We start from the raw sequence: 21,807 nt of genomic DNA, 5'->3' as shown, positions 1-21,807 counted from the left end.
TCGGCCAAGCAGGCGGGAAAGTCAACAGAAAGCCGCCATTCCGCTCCGGCGCATGTCGGATCGGGGCATATTTCAGGTGGCGGATGAGGAATTGATGCAGCCAGAACACAGAACCATCCCCGTTGGCACGGGAAGCGACGCGCGCGACATCGCCATCCTGTCCCGCCCCGGCTCCGGCCCCGGCGTCATCTTCCTCGGCGGCTTCATGTCCGACATGATGGGCTCCAAGGCCGAGGCGCTGGATGAATGGGCGGCCGCGAAGGGTCGCGCGCTGACCCGCTTCGACTATTCCGGCCATGGCATCTCCGGCGGCGACTTCGTCGACGGCACGATCACGCGCTGGCTGGAGGAATCGCGCGCCGTGCTCGATACGACGAGCGGCCCGCAGATCCTCGTCGGCTCGTCGATGGGCGGCTGGATCGCGCTGCTTCTGGCGCTCGAAGTCGGCGCGAAAGAGCCCGGCCGTATCGCCGGCCTGGTGCTGTTGGCGCCCGCCATCGACATGACGCGTGACCTCATCTACGCCCGCATGACACCGGCCGAACGGCACGAGATGGAAACCACCGGCGCGCTGAAGCAGCCCAGCGCCTATTCCGACCAGCCCTATCTCATCACCAAGAAGCTGATCGACGACGGCGAGACCCATCTGCTGGCCCACAGGCCGGTTGCACTGCGCGCGCCCGTCCATATCATCCAGGGTGTCCTCGACGACGAAGTGCCGTGGCAGGTTTCCATCGACCTTGTCGCGCAACTGGCGGAGGACGATGTTGTGCTGACGATCATCAAGGATGCGGGCCACCGCCTGTCGCGGCCGCAAGATCTGAAAAAGCTGATCGACGCGGTCGAGGCGATCGCCTGAGCGCAAGACCGGCAGGCTCGAGTCGAATGGGAGCGGGACATGGCGACGCGTGGTTTCCTTGGCAGACGACCGACCGACGGCGAAGGCGAGCGGCTGCCGCCCGGCCAGTACAGGACCGATGATTTCCCCGTCCTCTCGGCCGGCCCGACGCCGCGCGTTGCGCTGAAGGACTGGAGCTTCACCCTCAAGGACGGCGTGCGGCCGGTGATGCGCTGGGACTGGGACGCCTTCAACCAGCTGCCGCAGTCGAAGCTGACCCGCGACATCCATTGCGTGACGAAATGGTCGAAGTTCAACACCGCCTGGTCCGGCGTGATGATCGACGACATCCTCGCCGAAGCCGGCATCGCCGCGCCGAGCGAGTTTACCCTCGCCCACTCCTATGACGGCTATTCGACCAACGTGCCGACGGACGACCTGATCAACGGCAAGGCGATGGTGGCGACCCACTTTGATGGCAAGCCGATCATCGCCGATCATGGCGGCCCGGCCCGGCTGCTGGTGCCGCATCTGTATTTCTGGAAATCGGCCAAATGGGTGAACGGCCTGCAATTCACCAACCGCGACGAAGCCGGCTTCTGGGAGCTGCGCGGCTATCACATGCGCGGCGACCCGTGGCGCGAGCAGCGCTTTACGGGAGATTGATACCGCCTTGAACAGCCTTTCCGATATCGCGCCGCAGCCGCAACGGCTGGTCTGGCAACAGGCAACCGTCGTCGCCATCACGCTCGAAACGCCGAGCGTGAAAGTCTTCCGGCTGAGGCCGGCCGAATGGCATGGCTTTACCGCCGGCCAGCATGTCGACATCCGGCTGACCGCGCCGGACGGCTATCAGGCCGAGCGCAGCTTTTCCATCGCCTCGGCGCCGGATGGCACCGGCATGATCGATCTCGCCATCGACAAGATCGATGATGGCGAGGTGTCGCCTTTCTTCCACGAGGTGGTCGAGATCGGCGACGAAATCGAGCTGCGCGGCCCGATCGGTGGCCATTTCATCTGGAGCGCCGGGGATGGTGGGCCGCTGCTGCTGATCGCCGGCGGGTCCGGGCTGGTGCCGCTGATGTCGATGCTGCGCTACCGCGCCCTCGCCGCGCCGGAAATCCCGGCGACGCTGATCTATTCCGCCCGCCGCAACGAAGACCTGATCTGGCGCGACGAACTGTTTCGGCGCGCCACGCAGGATCCGAATTTCACGCTGCTGGCGACGCTGAGCCGCGAGACGACCCCGATCGAAGGCGCTCGCCTTGGCCGCATCGACCGCGCCCTGCTCGACGCCGCGCTGGCGAGCCTGCCCGCGCCACCGGAAACCACCTTTGTCTGCGGCTCGAACCGGTTCGTCAGCGCGGCTTCGACCTTCGTCCTCGATGCCGGCGTGCCCTTCGCCAGCGTCAGGACGGAACGCTATGGCGGCTGATCAGCCGCGCCAGCTGCCGTCCTGCCAGAGCGCGGTGATCCCCTCGCGATAGGTCGGATAGGCAAGCGTCACGCCGAGATCGGCGGCGAGGCGCTGGTTCCCGACGCGCTTGTTCTCGCCATAGAAGGAGCGCGCCATCGGCGACAGATCGGCGGTGGCGAAATCGATCTCGGGTGGCGCTGGATAGCCGGCTAACTCGGCTGCGAAAGACACCACATCCTGCGGCGGCCCCGGCTCATTATCGGTGACGTTGAAGACGCCCGAGGCTTTTTGCGCAGCACCGGCGGCGACCGCCGTGGCAATATCGGCGACATGGATGCGGTTGAACACCTGCCCCGGCTTGACCAGACGGCGCGCGGTCCCTTCCGCGATCTGCACCAGCGCGTTGCGGCCGGGGCCATAAATGCCGGAAAGGCGGAACAGCGCCACCGGCACGCCGAGCTCTTCGCCAAGAAGCCGCCACTCCGTCTCGGCCCGCACGCGTTCAACCGAGCGGCCGGAGGTCGGGTTGGGCACCGTCGCCTCATCGACCCACGCGCCGCCGTGATCGCCATAGACGCCGACCGTCGAGAGATAGCCGATCCATTCCAGGTTCCTGGCCTCGACCAGCGCCGCGCGCAACAGGCCGAGAACCGGATCGCCGACCGTGCCGGGCGCGATCGACTGGACGATATGGGTCGCCCGCTTCGTCGCCGCGATCACCGCGTCGCTGGCGCTTTCGCCGTCGAACACCAGCGCGTCAATGCCCGCCTCGCGCAGACGCGCCGCCTTCTCCTCGGTGCGGACCGTACCGCCGATCGAGGCGTAGTCGCCCTTCACGCGCTGCGCCAAAGCCTGGCTGGAAAAGCCAAGCCCGAACAGGAAGAGGTGTTTTTCGGTCATGCTGATCTCCGCCGCGCCGGTTGGGGAGAGGCGATCTATCGCCGAAGTGGGCGGACGTACAAGTCCTAGATGTGCAGGGACTGCTTCACGCGCGTTCCGGCGTACGGACGGAAGCGAGCGCGTTGGTCAGCGCGGTCGCGAACGATTCACGGTCGTCCGGATTGAGGAAGCCGCCGATGGCGAGCCGCCTGCCATGCGAGGCGAGCGCCATGCGGATGATGCCCCAATCCGGCACGCGCTCGACTTCCAGCCGGGCCCAGTAGGGATTGAAATCAAACGCTTCCGAGCGGCCATTCGGCGCGATCCGGCGCACGGTGAGGTGCTCTTCCGTCATCTCGACGATCTCGCAGGCCCGCGCCGCGCGATAGTTCAGGTGAAAGGCGAGATGGATGGCGAGGATATCGAGGCCAAAAAAGGCGGCGATAGGCCAGGCTCCCATCGACCAGAACAGCAACGCACTGCCGAAGCAGGTAAGGACAATGACCATCATCAGCGCCGCGAAGCCGCGCGGCGTCAGCGAGCGATAGGGCTTCAGCGTCGCCCGGAACAACACATTGTCCGGCGCCGGTTGCGGCACGTTCTGCGTCATCTCGACGTTGCGGTCGGTCATGGCTCGTCAGTATAGAGGATGTATGTCGACTGCACAGCCTCTGCCGCCTTCCGCGCCGCCTCGCCGCGCTCCCCGTCCGCTCAAGCGCTTCAGCAAAGCCGAGGTGGCGGAGATGTTCGCCCGCTTCGAGGCGCGCGAGCCGGAGCCGAAGGGCGAGCTCGAATATGTCAACGTCTTCACCATGCTGGTCGCCGTCGTGCTGTCGGCGCAGGCGACAGATAGCGGTGTCAACAAGGCGACCCGCGCCCTGTTCGCCGTTGCCGACACGCCGGCCAGGATGCTGGCGCTCGGCGAGGATACGGTACGCGATTACATCAAGACGATCGGCCTGTTCCGCACCAAGGCGAAGAACGTCGTCGCGCTGTCAAAGATGCTGGTCGAATTGCATGGTGGCGAAGTCCCGGACGACCGCGCCGCCATGGAGGCGCTGCCAGGCGTTGGCCGCAAGACGGCGAACGTGGTGCTCAACATGGCGTTCGGTCATCCGACGATCGCCGTCGACACCCATATTTTCCGCATCGGCAACCGGACGGGCCTCGCCCCCGGCAAGACCGTAGATGCGGTGGAGAAGGAACTGAACCGGATCATCCCAGCAAAATACATGCTGCACGCGCATCACTGGCTGATCTTGCACGGCCGCTATGTCTGCAAGGCGCGCAAGCCCGATTGCGCGGTCTGCATCATCAATGACCTCTGCCGGTTTCCCGACAAGACGCTGGCGTAAGGAGCCTACATCCCGATCCCGCGCGCCATCATCGACGCGAAGATGACGACCAGCACCAGCGCCGCCGTCTCGGCATGCACGAGTTTCCGCACGCCGGAGATCTCGGCCGCGGTCGGCGAAAAACCCGGATCGGCCTTCGCCTGCTTGCGCCAGGCGAGGATGCGCGTGGTCGGCTGGATCGAGATCAGGCCAAGGGCCGCGAAGGCGATGATCTTCGCCCAGAACACCGGATTGCCGATGTAGAAGCCGGCTCCCTTGAGGCCCAGAAACACCCGGCCGAAGCCCGCCAGAACCAGGAGCATCGCCGCGCCACCATAGATCGCATCGATGCGGCCGAGCTTTTCCAGCGCCGCCCCCGAAAGCCCCGGCTTCAGCAGCATCAGTTCCATGGTCAGCACCGTGACGATGGCAAAGACGAGCAGGAAATGGGCGATGGCAAGCAGCAGATCGACGAGCATTTCGATGTCCCCATGGCGTGGAACCCTGAACCGGCGGGCTATCCTGCCGTGATTTCAGCGGGACGGGAACCCGTCACCCGCTTGTGGACATGCGTCATGAAGGCGGTGGCGAAGAGCGGCGTCAGCAGGTTCAAAATCGGGATCGCCAGGAAGCCGGCGATAACGAAGCCGGCGAACAATACGGTGACGGCATTCTGCCGCCGCAGCGCCCGCGCCTCGGCCACAGGCCGGAAGCGCGACGCCGCCGCCTCGAAGAATTCGCGGCCAAGCAGATAGCCATTGCCGAGGAAGAAGGCGACGAGGTTCACGCCCGGGATCAGCAACAGGAACAGGCAGATGATGTTGACGACGATCACCGTCGCGGTGAAGCCGAGCGTCGAGACAATCGCATCGACGAAGGAGAGACCCTTCCCGGGCGGATCCTGCGGGTAGTGCGTCGTCTCGACGACCTTGGCGATATCGTCGGAGAACAGCCCCGCCATCAGCGCCGAGATCGGCGCGATCAGGAAGCCAAGCCCGACAATCAGCCCGAAGCCGGTGACGATGGCGACCGAAGTGTTGATCCAGGGATAGCTCGGCCAATCGGCAAAATGGACGACCAGCGCCTGCAGGCCGAACCAGATGCCGATCAACAGCACCAAAGTCAGGCCCAGCGTCTTCCAGAGCACGGCGCGGAACGGCGGCGTCCAGATATCCGTGAGAGCAAGCCAGGCGGCCGACAGCATTTTTGGATCCCCCAATCAACGGTCGCAGATAGGATGGGGGCTTGCTCCTCGCAAGGCAATTGTCCGGCTCAAACTGACGGCTGCCGGGGTTCGCCGCTATGCGGCGCATGGCGCCAATCTTGACCCAGCAAAGCGGCAGCCGTCATGATGGTTGCACCGCGAACGACCGACTGTATAGTCCGCCTCCGTCTCTCCCCTTGGCCGGATGGCCGATTTTCAGGATTTTCTCATGACGGAAGCCCGCTACGACGTTCTCGGCATCGGCAACGCGATCGTCGACATTCTGGCGCGGGCGGAAGAGAGCTTCCTGGTCGAGCAGCAGCTTTCCAAGGGCTCGATGCGGCTCGTCGACATGACCGAGTCGAAGCGGCTCTACGCCGCCATGGGCCCGGCGATCGAAGCCTCGGGCGGCTCGGCCGGCAATACGGTTGCCGGCGTCGCCTCGCTGGGCGGCAAGACCGCTTTCGTCGGCAAGGTCGCCGATGACGAGTTGGGCGCCGTCTATGGCCACGACATGCGCTCGATCGGCGCCACCTTCGACGTCGCGCCGCTTGTCGATGGAGCGCCGACGGCCCGCTGCATGATCTTCGTCACGCCGGACGGCGAGCGGACGATGAACACCTATCTCGGCGCCTGCCACGCGCTGACGCCGGACGATATCGATCCCGCGCTTTTCTCCGACACCAAGATCACCTATTTCGAGGGCTTCCTCTGGGACGCGCCGACAGCGCGCGACGCCTTCTTCAAGGCCGCCGACATCGCCCATTCCGCCGGTCGCCAGGTGTCGCTGACACTGTCCGACGCCTTCTGCGTCGACCGCTTCCGCGGCGACTTCATGCGCCTGCTGCGCGACGGCACGATCGACATCCTGTTCGCCAATGAGGTCGAGCTAAAGTCGTTCTACGAGACGTCGAGCTTCAACACCGCGCTGAAGGCGCTGCGCGAGGATTGCCGTATCGCCACCGTGACGGTCGGCGCCGAGGGCTCCTATGTCGTGACGCCGGATGGCATCGAGCACGTGCCGGCGACGGTGGTTTCGAACGTCGTCGACACGACGGGCGCCGGCGACCTCTACGCCTCGGGCTTCCTCTATGCGGTGGCCAAGGGCCTTGATTTGAAGACGGCAGCGGCGCTCGGCTCGCTGGCAGCAGGCGAAGTGATCAACCATATGGGCCCACGCCCCGCGACCTCGCTGATCGATCTGGCGCGGCAATCCGGCTACGCGCTGTAGGCTTCTTTGAACAACCGGCCCGGCATTCGAAACGGGCCGATTGAGCCCTTGAGCTGATGGGCCCTCCCCTCCGCCGTCTACGAGCTGGCGAAGGGCTCAATTGCGGCTTGTTGTGCGGCAATCCAGATCCAGGAAGAACGCCGGCCAGAAGCCCTCGTCAGCCTGCGGGAGAGGGTAGTGCGCGGCGGTTGCCGCGCGCCGCCGTCACCGGCACTGAAACTCGACGGGCAAGACGGTGAGGCGAGGAAAGGGAGGCTTTGCGCAAGCCAGGCGCGACGGGCAGAGGGCGAAGCGCGCGATGGAGAAGGCGTGCGTTTGAGTCGGACGGCATAGGCGGCGCAGAAGTTTTCCCCAGCCTCGCATTATCCCGGGCGTTCGCACCGTCTCATGATTGACAAGGCACCGGGGTCCCCTTATTCATCCGTCCGCGCCCAGATGGCGGAATTGGTAGACGCGCACGGTTCAGGTCCGTGTGACGAAAGTCGTGGAGGTTCGAGTCCTCTTCTGGGCACCATTTCCCAACAGTACCGTTGAAGTCCCTGATGTTTTCGAGATATCAGGGACTTAGTCCACCCCGACTGTCATACAGGGGTGCCATACATGGTGCTGCAGATGGCCAGATCTACCAAACGGCCCGGGTCTCTAAACAATCAGTTCGTACGCCGTATTCCGGCTGATCTCCTGGACAGGCTCAAGGGCCGGACGTTCAGCTTCGCTCTTCCGAGCGGCGAGATCGACAAGCCGGATCTTCCGGTCCGCGCCAAGGCTGGCGTCCACATCGCCTTCTCCCTGCAGACTTCAGACAAATCGCTCACCACCGTGCGTCATGCCGCCGCGCTGGCTCAGGTCGAAGCGCTGTTCAAGGCGGAACGCGCGGGACCGCTCGATCTCTCGTTCAAGCAGATCCAAGCGCTCGCGGGCCTCGCCCGTCGACGACTCATCGCCGATAACGAAGACGACCCAGGACGCCCGAGTGACTGGGCGATGCTCCGATCCATCATCGCGGACGCGGCCGAGTATCTCGATCCGGATGCAGACGGAGAAACCCGCCCTCTCTATGAGCCGCGAGCGGCGGAGCGCGCCCTCGCTGCGGTGTTCGACATCGACGCATTCCTGACATCCGAAGGCGTGACGCTGGCCAGAACGAGCCGCGACGCCTTCATCCAGGCGCTCACCAGCGCCCTGTTCAAGGCCGCCTCGCTGCTCAGCGTGCGCGCAACGGGCGATTACAGCCCGGACCCGAATGACGCGCGTTATCCTGACTGGCAGCGTCCTGAACCGCCCGCTACACGCAGTTTCCCGGCTCCAAGTAAGCCAACTGTCCAGACAGGCAAGATCACGCTCACGGCGCTGGTTGAGGGATGGTGGACCGAGGCCAAGGCAACGGGACGCAAACCCAGCACGCATGAGAGCTACCGCAACACGATGCAGCGGCTCATCAAGCACCTCGGGCACGAAGATGCATCGCGCGTCACGCCGGAGGACGTCATCAGCTTCAAAGACGCCCGTCTCGCCGAGATCAACCCGAGGAACGGCAAGCCCATCTCGCCGAAGACCGTCAAGGGCAGCGACCTGGCAGGACTGAAGGTCGTGTTCGACTGGTCCGTCTCAAACCGGAAGCTCGGCTTCAATCCGGCCTCGGAGGTCACGCTGAAGCTCGGCAAGACCAAACGGACGCGCGGTCCGGGCTTCACCGACGAGGAGGCGCTCGTCATCCTCAAGCACGCAACTGCCTACCAGCGCGGCAGCGAACGTCCCGCGACGGCGGCGGCGAAGCGCTGGGTACCGTGGCTCTGCGCCTATACGGGCGGCCGTGTGGGCGAGCTGGCTCAGTTGCGCAAACAGGACATTCGGCAAGAGGCGGGGCGATGGATCCTTCACATCACTCCAGACGCCGGAACCGTGAAGACCGACGAGGCACGGGATGTCCCGCTCCATGCTCACCTCATCGAGCAGGGCTTCATTGATTTTGTCACGAAGGCAAAACCGGGCCCGCTCTTCCTCATTCCGGCCAAGGATGGCGATGTCCTGGGCCCGCTGCAGGGCGTGAAGAACCGCTTGGCCGAGTTCGTACGCGAAGTCTTCACCGACCCGCGCGTCGCGCCCAATCACGGCTGGCGTCACCGCTTCAAGACCGTCTGCCGCGACATGGGTATCGATGCCGGGGTGCGGGACGCCATCCAGGGCCACGCGGCGCGCAGCGTCGCCGAGGAGTACGGCGAGGTCTCGATCATCGCGAAGTCCAACGCCATCGACAAGCTGCCGAGATACCTAGTCGAGTGACCTCTCGACCGCGTGCGGATCTACCCATTTTTTATCGGTTGAGCAAGAATTTCGCGTCAATTCCGAGCTAAGTGCGTCCTAGCCAACAGGCGTCGCTTGATATTGACGAGCGGACTGGTTCAAGCTGCAAGCGCATGCTTCCGGGGGGATGATGACTAAGCCATTTTACGGGGAGCCGATCCTCAACTCGCCGTACCTTGTGCCGACGCGGCATCACTCGCTGGGCGAAGATGGCCAGCCGTTGGATCATCCGGCCATTCAGGGCCGCCGCCCATCCAAATACCTCGTGCCTGTGCCTCGTGGACGACGTGCCAAGGCCTCCAAACAAGAGACGCTCGATCTCGACAGCGCTGGCAACGATTCCGGCCGGTACACGCCCAATGCGCTGGTCAATGAGATCAGGCGACACCTCGAGTCCTGGCGATCTCTCCCAAATCCAAATGATTGGGGCGTAACTCCGACCACCCAGCGATTGCTGCAGCACTGGCGGTCCGATGCGTTCTCGGGGGCCCGTCCGTTCTTCTGCCAGGTTGAGGCAGCAGAAACGGTGATCTGGCTCACCGAGGTTGCGCGCGGGCGCCCTCGCTATGCCCAGCTATTCGGGCATCTGCAAAAGGCGAACCAGGATGCCAATCCTGAGCTCTTCCGGCTGGCGCTCAAGCTAGCCACGGGTGCCGGCAAGACCACGGTGATGGCGATGCTCATCGCTTGGCAGGCGATCAACGCCGCCAGGCAACCGAACTCCTCGCTGTTCTCAAAAGGCTTCCTCCTGGTCGCGCCCGGCATCACCATTCGCGACCGTCTCCGAGTCCTGTTGCCATCCGATCCGGACAGTTACTACAGAACGCGCGAACTCGTCCCTGCAGACATGATGGCTGATCTCGGCAAGGCCAAGATCGTCATCACCAATTATCACGCCTTCCAGCGCCGGAAGGCCCATGAGCTCAATCCTGTCGGTGAGCGCCTGATGCAGGGCCGCACTGGCGCGCCCCTCGAAAAGCAGGAGACTGAAGGAGAAATGCTGCAGCGTGCCTGCGGCGAGCTCCTGACGTTGAAGAATGTCGTCGTCATCAATGACGAAGCGCACCACTGCTATCGCGAGCGGCCCGGAACCGACGAGGAAGCCGAGGTCAAGGGCGAAGAGAAGGAAGAGGCCAAGAAGAACAATGATGCCGCCCGTCTCTGGATCTCCGGTTTGGAAGCCCTCAAGCGCAAGGTCGGCCTCCGTGCTCTATATGACCTCTCCGCAACGCCGTTCTTTCTGCGCGGATCCGGCTATGACGAGGGGACTCTGTTTCCCTGGGTGATTTCCGATTTTTCGCTGGTCGACGCCATCGAATGCGGCATCGTCAAGCTGCCGCGCGTACCCGTTGCCGACAATTCGGTGAACAACGAAGCGCCGGTCTATAGGAACCTGTGGGACCATATCGGCAAACAGATGCCGAAGAAGGGAGCCGCGAAGTCCGGCGACCTCGACCCGCTCTCCCTGCCACCAGAGCTGCAGACTGCACTGCTCTCCCTCTACAGCCACTACAAGCTCGAGTTCGAGGAGTGGGAGCGCGCGCGCATCAGCGTGCCACCCGTCTTCATCGTCGTCTGCAACAACACCGCCACCTCAAAACTCGTGTTCGAATGGATCTCTGGCTGGCAGCGTGAGCGAGAAGGCTCGTTGCAGATGATTCATCGTGGGCACCTTGAGAAGTTTCGAAACTTCGACGAGTACGGCAATCCCCTCCCTCGTATGAACACGCTGCTCATCGATTCCGAGCAGATCGAATCAGGCGACGCCCTGGATCCGAGCTTTCGGCAGATGGCCGCCACCGAGATCGATCTGTTCCGGCTCGAGAAGCAGGAGCGCGAGGGAGCCGCGGCCGGCAACATCTCCGATAGCGAGTTGCTGCGCGAAGTCATGAATACCGTCGGCCAGAAGGGCCGGCTCGGCGAGCAGATCCGCTGCGTGGTGTCCGTCTCGATGCTGACGGAAGGTTGGGATGCCAACACGGTCACGCACATCCTCGGCGTTCGCGCCTTCGGCACACAGCTTCTCTGCGAGCAGGTGATCGGCCGTGGCCTGCGCCGCCAATCCTACGAACTCAACGACAAGGGTCTGTTCAACACGGAATACGCCGACATCCTCGGCATTCCGTTCGACTTCGCTACAGAGCCACAGAAGGTCGTTCGAACGCCACCGAAGCCGATCACCAGGGTGCAGGCGGTTAAGGAACGTGAGCGCCTCGCCATCCGCTTCCCGCGTGTCGCAGGCTACCGCACAGAACTGCCGCCGGACCGAATTGCGGCCACCTTCAACGCTGATTCGACTCTGCGCGTGACGCCCGAACTGGTTGGCCCTTGCGTGACGCGCCTTGAGGGCCTCGTCGGCGAAGGCCACGATATCTCGCCGGATGCGCTGGACGAGATGCGCCCGAACACAGTCGGCTTCCATCTGACGAAGCGGCTCGTGGAACTCTATTTCCGCGAGGGCGACCAGGATCCGCCATACCATCTTTACAACCAGATTCAGCCCATCACGCGCCGCTGGCTCCGCGACCACGTCGTGACCACAGGCGGCACGAAGCTCGGCATGCTCACCTACGCAGAGATCGCCGAGCAGGCCGCCCAGTTGATCTACGCCGGCATCGTGCGTGAGGCGAGCGCGGATGGCGCACCCATCGTCAAGGCGATTCTCGACCCCTACAATCCTCGCGGAACGACAAACTTCGTCGTGTTCAACACGAGCAAGGCCAACCTCTGGACGACCGCGCCGGACAAATCGCACATCAACTACGTGGTATGCGACAGCGACTGGGAGGCCGAGTTCGCTCGTGTGGTTGAGGCGCATCCGGCGACGCTTGCCTACGTGAAGAACCAGGCGCTTGGCTTCGAGGTGCCCTATCTCGCAGGCTCGGTGTCGCGCCGCTACCTGCCGGACTTCATCGTCCAACTCGACGACGGTAACGGCCCGGACGATCCACTGAACCTCGTAGTCGAAATCAAGGGCTTCCGGGGACTCGACGCGCAGCTCAAGGCCCAAACGATGGAAACGCTCTGGGTGCCGGGCGTCAACAATCTAAAAACCTTCGGCCGATGGGCGTTTGCCGAGTTCCGGGACGCCTTCGCAATTGAAGAAGAGTACCAGAAAGTCGTGGCACGGCTTGCCAGAGGGTTGGTCAGTGCTTGACCTCAGCCTAGGCCTACCAGTTGCCGATGCGTTCCAGTTGGATCGGCTCAGGACCTTTCTGCATGCATGGCGGACGTCCCGAGGTAGCTCGCCCTCCAAAGCCGAGAGTTTGCGGCAGGCTTTGGCCCAGATAAGACCACGCTTGGAAGCGGCGCGACACGCTCCCATCGCGCACCACGTCGAAGCCATCACTCCCGCCCGTCTCACAACAGCTCTTGGCAATCTTGCGCCGATGCTGGGGCGTACGCGTCAACAGGGCGATGCCGTCGATATCTGGTCGGTGGCAGGCCTGGGGCACAATGAGGTGCGCAATTCCAGAGTGTTGACGTGGTTGCTCGATCCACATGGCTCCCATGGCGCTGGTGACGCCTATCTCGTTGAGCTCTGGGATCGTATTTCCGGCACGACCAAGGCAGGATTTCCCATGCGGGGCATCCAACGCGTAGTGCGCGAAAACTACCCTATCGGCAATGGCGAGCATCGCATCGACATCGAGATCACAGGCGCGGAATTTGTCATCTTCCTGGAGGTCAAGGTCAATGCCGGCGAAACCAAATCGGGTCAGATCGAGCAGTATGGCAAGCTGGCAAAGATCAAGGCGGACAGCCTGGGTAAGCAGCACCACGCTGTTATGTATCTTTCTGAAACACCACCTGCCGCTCCTTCAAAATGTATCCCACTTCGGTGGAAGGATGTCGCGCGGTCGATCCAGTCCGTGGCACGTCATCGGGAGCCGGACGCGCTCTCAACAAGGCTGGCGCTGCTGTTCGCTGCCCATGTTTCTCGTTTTCATTGAGGCGGCAAATGACCGATACATCCGAGCTCGACAAGCTGATCGTAGAGAACCTGCTGGACCTCGACCAAGCCGCCAAGCGCGTCGATGCCTTGGGAGACCAGATCTGGAAACAGATTTATGAAACCTTCGAAAATTGGGCCATGGGTCGCGGCTGGCGAGGATCCTCCGACGAGGACGATCCTTGGGTCGCGCCAAAAAATTGGGTCGCCGACAAAGAGCGTGAAGCGTGGTTCTATCCCGACAACGGCCCTGACGACACCGGAGAAGGCGTTGGGCAGGAGCCGTACCATGCATTGTCCCGCTATGTTGGCGTTGCTGGTGGCCAGCTTTGCTTATGGTTCGGTCAGAAGACCGGCGCCCGGAAATGGAAGCCGCTGGCAAGGGAGCATGCGCAAATCATGGTTACGCACGGCTTCCACCTGAGCGACGCGGGCAATTTCTATACGGTCTGCAGCCTGGATGCGCGAACAGTAGCGGCTGCGCTGGCGGATCAACAACTCGAAACGGCGATGGCACCCATCGAGGCAGCGCTGCAGCGCGCAGCCAACGCCGAGGCGGAATTCACGAAACTGCTCGCCAAGGTGAAACTGATATAATGGCCAAATCCCCTCGCGAGATCGATGCCCTCACGCATGAGGCGGCGCGGCGTCTCAACAATCCGACTGCCGAGATGGCCTCGCTCTACGAGCAGCAGGCGGAGATCCTGGGCGAGGACGAGCGCTCGATGCGGCTCGCGCGGCCCCGGCCGCTGGCGCATGGCCAGGTGCGCGACCGCGATGGCGATCTCGATCCGCAGATCGTCTGGAATGGGGTGAAGATCAAGATCACCAAGGCCCAGATGCGCCAACTGGCGGAGACGGGCGAGATCGAGATTGGCGATGCGCAGTTGGTCTGGCGCGGCAAGGATCAACAGGACTGGTCCGACCTCGTGGTCAATGTGCCACCGATCTATGTGCAGGAGAAGGTGCACCCGAAGGCGATCATCGACGATCTGAAGCGCCGCTCGGATGCGCGCCGCGAGGCGGACAGCGACGCGCCGGACCTGTTTGCCGATTTCAACGGTCTGGCCGACCCGGAGGCACGGGCCGAGTTCTACCAGCATTCGCAGCACTGGACGAACCGCTTCATCCTCGGCGACAGCCTGCAGGTGATGGCGAGCCTTGCGGAGCGCGAGGCGATGCGCGGCAAGGTGCAATGCATCTATTTCGACCCGCCCTACGGCATCAAGTTCAATTCGAACTGGCAGGTCTCGACACAATCGCGCGACGTAAAGGACGGAAAGAAGGAAGACGTTTCGCGCGAACCGGAACAGGTGAAGGCCTTTCGCGATACCTGGAAGGACGGCATTCACTCCTACCTCACCTATCTGCGCGACCGCTTGATGGTCGCCCGAGAACTGCTGACCGAAAGCGGCTCGATCTTCGTCCAGATCGGCGACGAGAATGTCCATCGGGTCAGGGCGCTGATGGATGAGGTGTTCGGACAGGAGAATTTTGTCAATGAGATCACCTTCCAAAAGACAGGTGGGCAAACGAGCGATCTATTGCCGGCAGTACAGGACTATGTACTCTGGTATGCTCGTGACGTCATCAGGGCGAAATTCAGGCGTCTATATTACACAAAGGAACTCGGAGTCGGCCACGGAAGTGGCGCACGGTATGATCAAACCAACGAGGACGGCCGAGCATTCCAATTGACAAGCCTGACCTCGAACCGACCGCCAGGATCTTTCTCGGTCGTTTATCAGGGCAAAGCGTTTGGCCCTAGCGGTGGATACTGGAAAACGGGCGAACGCGGTTTCGGGAAACTGCTCAAGGCCGACAGGATACGCAAAGCCGGAAAGACGCTTCGTTACGTCCGCTACGTAGATGACTTCGCCGCCTATCCTGTTACGAATATTTGGACTGATACCGCTGGAAGCTCTGACAAGACCTATGTTGTTCAGACCAGCCAGGCAGTCCTGCAACGCTGCATTCTGATGACCACCGATCCGGGTGACCTCGTGATCGACCCAACCTGCGGTTCCGGCACAACAGCAACGGCCGGCCGAGCAATGGGGTCGGCGCTGGATAACCATTGACACGTCGCGTGTAGCGCTGGCGCTCGCTCGCACGCGACTAATGGCTGCTCGGTATCCCTATTATCTGCTCGCCGATAGTCTCGACGGGCGCGCGCGGGAGCAGAAGGTCTCAGGAAAGATCCAGCCGCAGACGCCAACCGCCGGCGATATACGCCAAGGCTTTGTCTACGACCGCGCGCCGCACATCATGTTGAAAGACATCGCCAACAATGCCGAGATCGACGTGATCTGGGAGACGTGGCAGCAGACGCTGGAACCGCTGCGCGCGGCCTTGAATGAGCGCATGAACGCGCAATGGCAGGAGTGGGAAATCCCGCGCCTCCCCCGAACGCCATGGCCGAAAGCGGCTGCCGAAGAGCTGCCCAGAGCCCGAAATACATCTGCCTTGCCACAAACACGACAGAAGTCGCTTGGCATCATCAACCGTACCCTAGACCGCGTTCTGACGCTGGACGACCTGCCCGACGAACCGTTTGATCCGTGGACAGACGAGGAAGCGATCCGGCTTCACGCTGCCTGGTGGGATGCCCGCATCGCGCGGCAGAAAGAGATCGACGCCTCCATCGCCCGCGCCGCCGATGTCGAGATGCTCTACGACCGCCCTTATGAGGACAAGGGCCGCGTGCGCGTCGCCGGTCCCTTCACGGTCGAGAGCCTTTCGCCGCACCGCGTCGTCACCGCGCGCGACGACACACTTGGTCAGGAGCTCGCAGCCGCAACAGGCACCATGCAGCCTGCGCCGAAGAACATGCCGGAGATCGACTTCGGCCAGATGGTTCTCGAAAATCTGCGCACCACCGGCGTGCACCAGCAGGAGAAGCGCGACACGATCCGCTTCAACTCCGTCGAGCCCTGGCCGGGCAACTTCCTCGCCGCCGAGGGGCGCTACACGGATGGCGACGGCCGCGAGAAGCGCGCCGGCATCCTGATCGGCCCGGAATTCGGCACGCTGACGCGCAGCCAGATCACGGCTGCCGCCCGCGAGGCCTCCGATGCCCGTTTCGACGCGCTGATTGCCTGCGCCTTCAACTTCGAGGCCCAGGCGACCGACTTGAACAGACTGGGACCCTTGGCAATTTTGAAAGCACGCATGAACCCCGACCTGCACATGGCCGAGGACCTGAAGAACACCGGCAAGGGCAACCTTTTCGTCGTATTCGGCGAACCGGACGTCGACCTGATCGAGACGGCGGAAGGCGAGTTGCAGGTGAAGGTCAACGGTGTCGACATCTTCGACCCCTCGACAGGCGAAATCCGCTCCGACGACGTCAAGGGCATCGCCGCCTGGTTCATCGACACCGACTATAACGAAGAGAGCTTCTTCGTCCGCCACGCCTACTTCCTCGGTGCCAACGACCCCTACAAGTCCCTGAAGACAGCGCTGAAGGCCGAGATCGACGAGGAAGCCTGGGCAACGCTCTACTCCGATACCTCCCGCCCGTTCCCGAGGCCGAAGACGGGACGAATCGCGGTCAAGGTGATCAACCACTTCGGCGACGAAGTGCTGAAAGTGTTCGGGGTTTGAGTACAATGGCCAAGGCAACGAAGCCAATTGACCCGGCAGTAACCGATCTCACCTTCCGGTTTCGATCTCGTGACGCGCTGGCGAGTGGACGGGTGTTGCCCGACGGCAGATTTGCGGTGCTCGCGGGCTCTACCGCCATGAAAGATAGTTCAGCCAGCGATAAACGGGATCGAGAGGCGCGCGACTCCCTGATACGAGAAGGAATCCTGCTAGACACGACCCAGGCTAACCTCCTTCGTTTCGCGGACGACCACACGTTTAGCAGTCCTAGTCGGGCCGCTGGCGTAATCAGAGACGGTAACGTGAGTGGTCCTCAAAGCTGGATCGAGCGCCACTCCGGAATGTCCTTGAGGGATTTCCTTGAGGGCGAGCCAGACTTCGCACCACTTCGAGTGGACATTCCTGAGTATTTTAAACCGGATGGGTCTCGGGCTTCAGCTCCGTTCTCCAAGTCTTCGCACGACTTATTCAAAAGAGAAACGCTTGGCAGCGACGGCGCTGGTACCGGTCCCCGCACAGACTATTTCAAGCGCCATCTCGTTCGTATTTTTAGCGAAATCGGAGATGTCCCAGTGCCTTATAGGTTCCTTGATAGCAGCGGGGCGCGTCGTTCGATGGACGGTGGATGTCTGAAATTCGTCGGGCCAGACGGGCAGAATGTCGCTGATTTCGTCTACAACAGGGACGGCTTTATCGTTGCAGTGCGCCCAAAGCAGTCGCTCCTTGAGGCACTGAGGCCGTCAGAGAGTTCTATCTTCTCCGACATTGCGGCCGTTGAGGCGAACAACTCTATTTCCGTAACCCAGCGGGAGCAATTGGTCCTCGCACGATTGGGTCAAGGAAAGTTCCGAACAGAGGTCCTGGCTCGCTGGGATGGAAAGTGTGCCGTGACTGGATGCTCGCTGGCCACCGTGATCCGAGCCTCTCATGTGTTGCCGTGGCGGGACGCAACAAATGAGGAGCGGCTCGATCCCGACAATGGATTGCCGCTGGTTGCTACACTCGATGCTCTCTTCGATGCCGGGCTGATCTCCTTCGACAATGAAGGTCTGCTTCTAGCAGCACGGCAAATGGACGGGCACGCCGATCTGCTGCAGCGGGGCATGCACTTATCCCGGAAGCTGACAGCTAGGATGCAGACGTTCCTAGCGACACACCGGGCAGCGTTCGGCTTCCCCGATTGAGCTTAGACCAGTCTCTGCAACGAACCGTTTTGAACAATGTTCGCAACTATTCGGGAGAGGTGAAAATGACGATTGATGAAGCTGCGACAGAGCTGGCCCGCATGTATCACCAAGGCATCCCCAATCGGGAACAGGCCCTGTCCGTGCATCTGTGCGGGATAACGTTCGCGACACAGCTTGATGGCATGCCTCTGAAAGAACTAGCCACGCGCGCCGGCATTCCTGTCAACTATGCGACCGAAATCAGAAAGGGCATGAATCTGGCTCGGTATGTCGAGACCAAGAAGGCTGAGGCCTGATGCCCACCATCCTCGCCGATACCTTCACTTCCTCCCTCGCCCGCCTTGCCAATGACGAGCAGAAGCAGGCGAAGCTAACGGCGTTCGATCTGCAGACCAATCCTGACCAGCCGAGCCTTCAGTTCCATCGCATTGACAAGTCGAAGGACCCGAACTTCTGGTCGGTACGCGTCAGCCGCGACCTCCGCCTCATCGTGCACAAGTCGGGCGACAGCTTGATGCTGGCCTACGTGGGCCACCACGACGAAGCTTATAAATGGGCCGAGCGACGGCGGATCGAGACGCATCCGACGACGGGTGCCGTCCAGATCGTCGAAGTGCGCGAACGCATCGAGGTCGCGCCGCCCGCGCAAGCCTCCCAAGAGAGCCTGCCCTTCGAGATTGTCAAAACGAGGGTGGCTCCACCTGCGCCTCCACTCTTCGAGAAGCTGACTTCGGGTGATCTGCTTTCCGTTGGCGTGCCGCAGGATTGGCTCTCCGACGTGGCCAGAGCCAATGAAGAATCGTTCTTCGTACTCGCCGGTCATCTGCCTCAGGAAGCATCGGAAGCACTGCTGGAGTATGCGGCGACCGGGATCCTGCAAAGAGCGGCAGCGCCCGTAGCCAACCCGATGGCGCATCCAGACTCAATGCGTCGCTTCCGCGTTCTGGAGGGGGTCGACGAGTTGCAGGCAGCCCTCGATGCGCCGTTCGAAAAATGGGCCGTCTTCCTTCATCCTCTCCAGCGCGGGGTGGTCGAGCGCGATTACTCGGGACCGGCCCGCATTGCCGGATCAGCAGGGACTGGAAAGACGGTGGTTGCTCTCCACCGCGTTATGCGCATTCTCCGGACGGATCCAAACGCCCACATTCTGCTGACGACTTTTTCCGACCCGCTGGCTGGGGCGCTTCGACGAAAGCTGGCGGTTCTTTCCGTCGATCACCAGAGCCTCGAAAGCCGTGTGACCGTGGCTTCGTTCCGTCGGATCTGCGAGGAGCTCTATGCGCTGACCACAGGCCGCAAAGCTCATATCGCCGACCGCGACCAAGTTCGTGAGTTGATCGAGAAGGCCCGACAGGATGCTGGTGTTCAAGGCTTTACCTCCCGCTTTTTGGCTTCGGAGTGGGAGAATGTCGTTGATGCCTGGCATATCGGCGACGCCGCTGGTTATGCCGAAGTGCCCCGCATGGGCCGCAAGAACCGACTAGGTCAGAAACAGCGCGAAGTGCTGTGGCAGGTATTCTCGCGAGTACGGGAGGCGTTGAAACAACGCGCGCTGTTCACGCTGGCATCGCTGTTCGAGGCTGTCACGACAACCTACGCCGCACGCTCGGACAAACCCTTCACCCATGTTATTGTCGACGAGGCGCAGGATCTCGGCGTTCCAGAACTTCGTTTCCTTGCGGCGATAACTCCAGACAAGCCCGATGCCCTATTCTTTGCCGGCGATATCGGTCAGCGCATCTTCCAGCAGCCATTCTCCTGGAAAGAGCTTGGCATCGATGTACGGGGGCGATCCTTCACGTTGAAGGTCAACTATCGGACATCGCAACAGATTCGGGTGATGGCCGACCGACTGCTGCCGCAGATGATCCGCGATGTCGACGGGCTAGAGGACGACCGGCGGGGTGCAATATCGGTTTTCGACGGACTGGACCCAACTGTCGTGATTGCCGAAGACGCGCAGGCCGAGCGCGCAGCTGCCGCAGCCTTCCTCAAGGCAGCACTGGCTGATGGCATCGCCCCGCAGCAGATAGCTATCTTCGTTCGGTCTCCAGAGTTGCTGCCCCGTGCTCGGGCCATAGCGGATGCCGCAAGCCTGCCATTTCGAACCGTGGCTGCACAGAAGCCCGGCGACGACGCTCTGGCTCTCGTAGGCATCATGCATCTGGCAAAGGGATTGGAGTTCCGGGCAGTCCTCATCATTGCTTGTGACGAGGGCGCCCTTCCGCTGGCGGCTCGTGTGGAAGACGTAGCCGACGAGTTCGAGCTAGACGAAGTCATAGCGACAGAACGACAGTTGCTTTACGTGGCAGCCACGCGAGCCAGGGACCGATTGTTCGTGTCGGGTGTGGCCCCTGGCTCGGAGTTTCTCGAAGATCTGATCTCCAAGCATTGATCGCCCGAAGCCTGCAGATCGCGAACAATGCCGAGGCGTGGGGCACATACCGGCGCGTGACGTGTCGTTCAGAACCGGCTCCCGAGACCGAGGCCTTACGGGTCTTATATATGGTAGGAGGGGGGTGGAGAGGGTCAGGCCTTCAAGGTGACGGGAATGCTCGTGCACGTGACCTCCCGAGATGCCACCTCCATCATCATCCTCCCCTCCTCAGCCCTTGAACGGGGAAGGAGCAGACCATCATGGAGGCCGAGAGCAACCAGCTTCTTCGCCTTCATCTCCTCCAGCACATGAATGAGGATCTGGCTCTCGGTGTGCATGAGCATCAGGCCGATACCTGCACCAAAGCACGGGCGGAGCGCGGGATGCTTCCGGAGGATGGCATCCTTGGTGCGCTTGACGGTCCAGCCGGGCGGCAAGATGGCCGTTGCGTCGCTGTCGTCGGCGCTCGTTACGAGTTCCTTCGGCCAAGCAGAGCGGTGGAAGTCATCCATGAGCAGGCAGTTCATGGCCATCTTCACAGCCCTGCGGTGTCCCTCCAAGCCGGGGATGGCATAAAGGTCTCCATCCGGCGCAGAGACGCCAGCATGAGAGTAGGCCAGCCGTGGGAACATGGAAGAGAAGTCGAGATTGGCGACGGCCTCTCCCTCGATCCGTATTCCCTGCCGCCGGTCCTTCCTGAGGTTCTGCCAGAAGCCGCCGAAGAGCCGCCCGTTGCGGTCGAACCGAGGGGCCCCTTCATCGTCCGTCAACGTGAAGTGACGGGCCATGGCGCGGCTATGAGGATCGACAGGGCCGTGACCATCATAGATGAATGCAATGTCAGCCTCCCCGAGGAAGGTGTTCACTCCGCGCACGGTGTTGCGTATGGCGATGGTCTCCGCCGTGTCGGTGTAGTCGACCAACTCCCTTGAAACTACCAGTCCATCACTGAAGCGATGACGGGTCTTGCGGGAGGCGATGACGACCTCCTCACCCGCCTGACGACCGAAGTCAGCCAGCGTGATGCCGGCAGTCCTCACGGCCTTTGCAAAGGACTCTGTAGGCACCAGAGACGACGCCTCACGGCGTTGCGGGGAGTTCCGCCATGCCGCCAGCCCGAGATCATCGAGGCCGTGCAGGAGCGTCCGGAAGGGCTTGCCGAGGGCGGGATTGTCATAGCGGGTCTGGCCACTTCTTCCGTTGCCGGTGAGGATGGCCAGCCGTCCCGTCTCCGGTGGCACAAGGACCGCGTGGGCTAGGTTCGCCACGGTCGTCTCCACGGCGGACAGATGGTGACGCTGATCGATTTCCCTGAATTTCCGGGTGCGGGTTCCTGCTGACTGTTCGCGGCCGTCGAGGGCCGTGGTGATATCGGCCACGAGCTTGCACAGCGCTGGGCCCTCTGCGCCTCGCCAGTCGTCAAACCAGCGGTGGCGTTCGAGTTTCTGAGGAAGCATGGGTCGTTCTCGCTCGGATTG

General features: G+C 62.3%; 19 protein-coding genes and 1 tRNA gene. 15 read left to right on the top strand and 5 right to left on the bottom strand.

Annotated features, from left to right (window positions below; all coding sequences use genetic code 11):
- Positions 1–94: 94 nt before the first annotated feature.
- Genes OSH12_RS21155 through OSH12_RS21145 form a run of 3 tightly spaced genes read left to right on the top strand, consistent with a single transcriptional unit; the run spans position 95 to position 2,273 of the window.
- A complete protein-coding gene (locus tag OSH12_RS21155) occupies positions 95–859 on the top strand; it encodes an alpha/beta hydrolase (protein ID WP_266345609.1) in 765 nt (254 codons plus the stop codon).
- A gap of 39 nt (positions 860–898) precedes the next feature.
- Positions 899–1,504: a sulfite oxidase-like oxidoreductase gene (locus OSH12_RS21150; protein WP_266345608.1), complete on the top strand. Its 606-nt coding sequence runs from the start codon at positions 899–901 to the stop codon at positions 1,502–1,504.
- Between the two features lie 7 nt (positions 1,505–1,511).
- Positions 1,512–2,273 carry a ferredoxin reductase gene (locus OSH12_RS21145; RefSeq protein WP_266345607.1) on the top strand — a complete coding sequence of 254 codons (762 nt, stop codon included), beginning with the start codon at positions 1,512–1,514 and terminating at the stop codon, positions 2,271–2,273.
- Here OSH12_RS21145 and OSH12_RS21140 read toward each other — a convergent pair whose 3' ends face one another.
- Both OSH12_RS21140 and OSH12_RS21135 read right to left on the bottom strand, forming a co-directional pair.
- On the bottom strand, positions 2,274–3,155 hold the full coding sequence (locus tag OSH12_RS21140; RefSeq protein ID WP_266345606.1) for an SDR family oxidoreductase: 882 nt from the start codon (positions 3,153–3,155) through the stop codon (positions 2,274–2,276).
- Between the two features lie 85 nt (positions 3,156–3,240).
- Complete coding sequence (locus OSH12_RS21135; protein ID WP_266345605.1) at positions 3,241–3,765, bottom strand: DUF2244 domain-containing protein; 525 nt, start codon at positions 3,763–3,765, stop codon at positions 3,241–3,243.
- Positions 3,766–3,787: 22 nt separating this feature from the next.
- Between OSH12_RS21135 and nth the strand changes: the two genes are divergently transcribed.
- The gene (gene nth / locus OSH12_RS21130) at positions 3,788–4,489 is read left to right on the top strand and encodes an endonuclease III (protein ID WP_266345604.1); all 702 of its coding nucleotides are present in this window, start codon (positions 3,788–3,790) and stop codon (positions 4,487–4,489) included.
- Between the two features lie 5 nt (positions 4,490–4,494).
- On the opposite strand, the gene OSH12_RS21125 is transcribed toward nth, so the two are convergent.
- Positions 4,495–4,947 (bottom strand): DUF2214 family protein, encoded by a 453-nt coding sequence (locus OSH12_RS21125; protein ID WP_266345603.1) that lies wholly within the window; start codon positions 4,945–4,947, stop codon positions 4,495–4,497.
- A gap of 38 nt (positions 4,948–4,985) precedes the next feature.
- Positions 4,986–5,672 carry a sulfate transporter family protein gene (locus tag OSH12_RS21120; protein WP_266345602.1) on the bottom strand — a complete coding sequence of 229 codons (687 nt, stop codon included), beginning with the start codon at positions 5,670–5,672 and terminating at the stop codon, positions 4,986–4,988.
- A 229-nt stretch (positions 5,673–5,901) separates the two neighbouring features.
- On the opposite strand from OSH12_RS21120, the gene OSH12_RS21115 reads away from it, so the two are divergent.
- The 11 genes from OSH12_RS21115 to OSH12_RS21065 all read left to right on the top strand — a co-directional run bounded on the left by OSH12_RS21115 (position 5,902) and on the right by OSH12_RS21065 (position 20,347).
- On the top strand, positions 5,902–6,903 hold the full coding sequence (locus OSH12_RS21115; protein ID WP_266345601.1) for an adenosine kinase: 1,002 nt from the start codon (positions 5,902–5,904) through the stop codon (positions 6,901–6,903).
- 429 nt (positions 6,904–7,332) lie between these two features.
- A tRNA-Leu gene (locus OSH12_RS21110) sits at positions 7,333–7,417 on the top strand.
- 86 nt (positions 7,418–7,503) lie between these two features.
- On the top strand, positions 7,504–9,186 hold the full coding sequence (locus OSH12_RS21105; RefSeq protein WP_266345600.1) for a site-specific integrase: 1,683 nt from the start codon (positions 7,504–7,506) through the stop codon (positions 9,184–9,186).
- Between the two features lie 151 nt (positions 9,187–9,337).
- Positions 9,338–12,364, top strand: coding sequence for a BPTD_3080 family restriction endonuclease (locus OSH12_RS21100; protein WP_380224706.1), 3,027 nt, complete (start codon positions 9,338–9,340; stop codon positions 12,362–12,364).
- A 142-nt stretch (positions 12,365–12,506) separates the two neighbouring features.
- Positions 12,507–13,160: a PD-(D/E)XK nuclease family protein gene (locus tag OSH12_RS21095; protein WP_266345598.1), complete on the top strand. Its 654-nt coding sequence runs from the start codon at positions 12,507–12,509 to the stop codon at positions 13,158–13,160.
- 8 nt (positions 13,161–13,168) lie between these two features.
- The gene (locus OSH12_RS21090) at positions 13,169–13,756 is read left to right on the top strand and encodes a hypothetical protein (RefSeq protein ID WP_266345597.1); all 588 of its coding nucleotides are present in this window, start codon (positions 13,169–13,171) and stop codon (positions 13,754–13,756) included.
- On the top strand, positions 13,756–15,240 hold the full coding sequence (locus tag OSH12_RS21085) for a site-specific DNA-methyltransferase (RefSeq protein ID WP_266345596.1): 1,485 nt from the start codon (positions 13,756–13,758) through the stop codon (positions 15,238–15,240). Before OSH12_RS21090 ends, OSH12_RS21085 begins: the two co-directional genes overlap by 1 nt.
- A 40-nt stretch (positions 15,241–15,280) precedes the next feature.
- A complete protein-coding gene (locus OSH12_RS21080; protein WP_266345595.1) occupies positions 15,281–16,765 on the top strand; it encodes a hypothetical protein in 1,485 nt (494 codons plus the stop codon).
- Positions 16,766–16,770: 5 nt separating this feature from the next.
- On the top strand, positions 16,771–17,949 hold the full coding sequence (locus tag OSH12_RS21075) for a DUF4357 domain-containing protein (protein WP_266345594.1): 1,179 nt from the start codon (positions 16,771–16,773) through the stop codon (positions 17,947–17,949).
- Positions 17,950–18,014: 65 nt separating this feature from the next.
- Positions 18,015–18,248, top strand: coding sequence for an HTH-like domain-containing protein (locus OSH12_RS21070; RefSeq protein ID WP_266345593.1), 234 nt, complete (start codon positions 18,015–18,017; stop codon positions 18,246–18,248).
- Positions 18,248–20,347 carry a 3'-5' exonuclease gene (locus tag OSH12_RS21065; RefSeq protein WP_266345592.1) on the top strand — a complete coding sequence of 700 codons (2,100 nt, stop codon included), beginning with the start codon at positions 18,248–18,250 and terminating at the stop codon, positions 20,345–20,347. The genes OSH12_RS21070 and OSH12_RS21065 overlap by 1 nt, the downstream gene beginning before the upstream one ends.
- Before the next feature lie 134 nt (positions 20,348–20,481).
- Here OSH12_RS21065 and OSH12_RS21060 read toward each other — a convergent pair whose 3' ends face one another.
- A complete protein-coding gene (locus OSH12_RS21060) occupies positions 20,482–21,786 on the bottom strand; it encodes a hypothetical protein (protein WP_266345591.1) in 1,305 nt (434 codons plus the stop codon).
- Positions 21,787–21,807 lie beyond the last annotated feature (21 nt).

This window comes from Kaistia terrae, from assembly GCF_026344005.1.
Classification (GTDB): Bacteria; Pseudomonadota; Alphaproteobacteria; order Rhizobiales; family Kaistiaceae; genus Kaistia; species Kaistia terrae.
The sequence above is the reverse complement of the archived record's forward strand: the minus strand, read 5'-3'. Positions and strand labels throughout refer to the sequence as shown.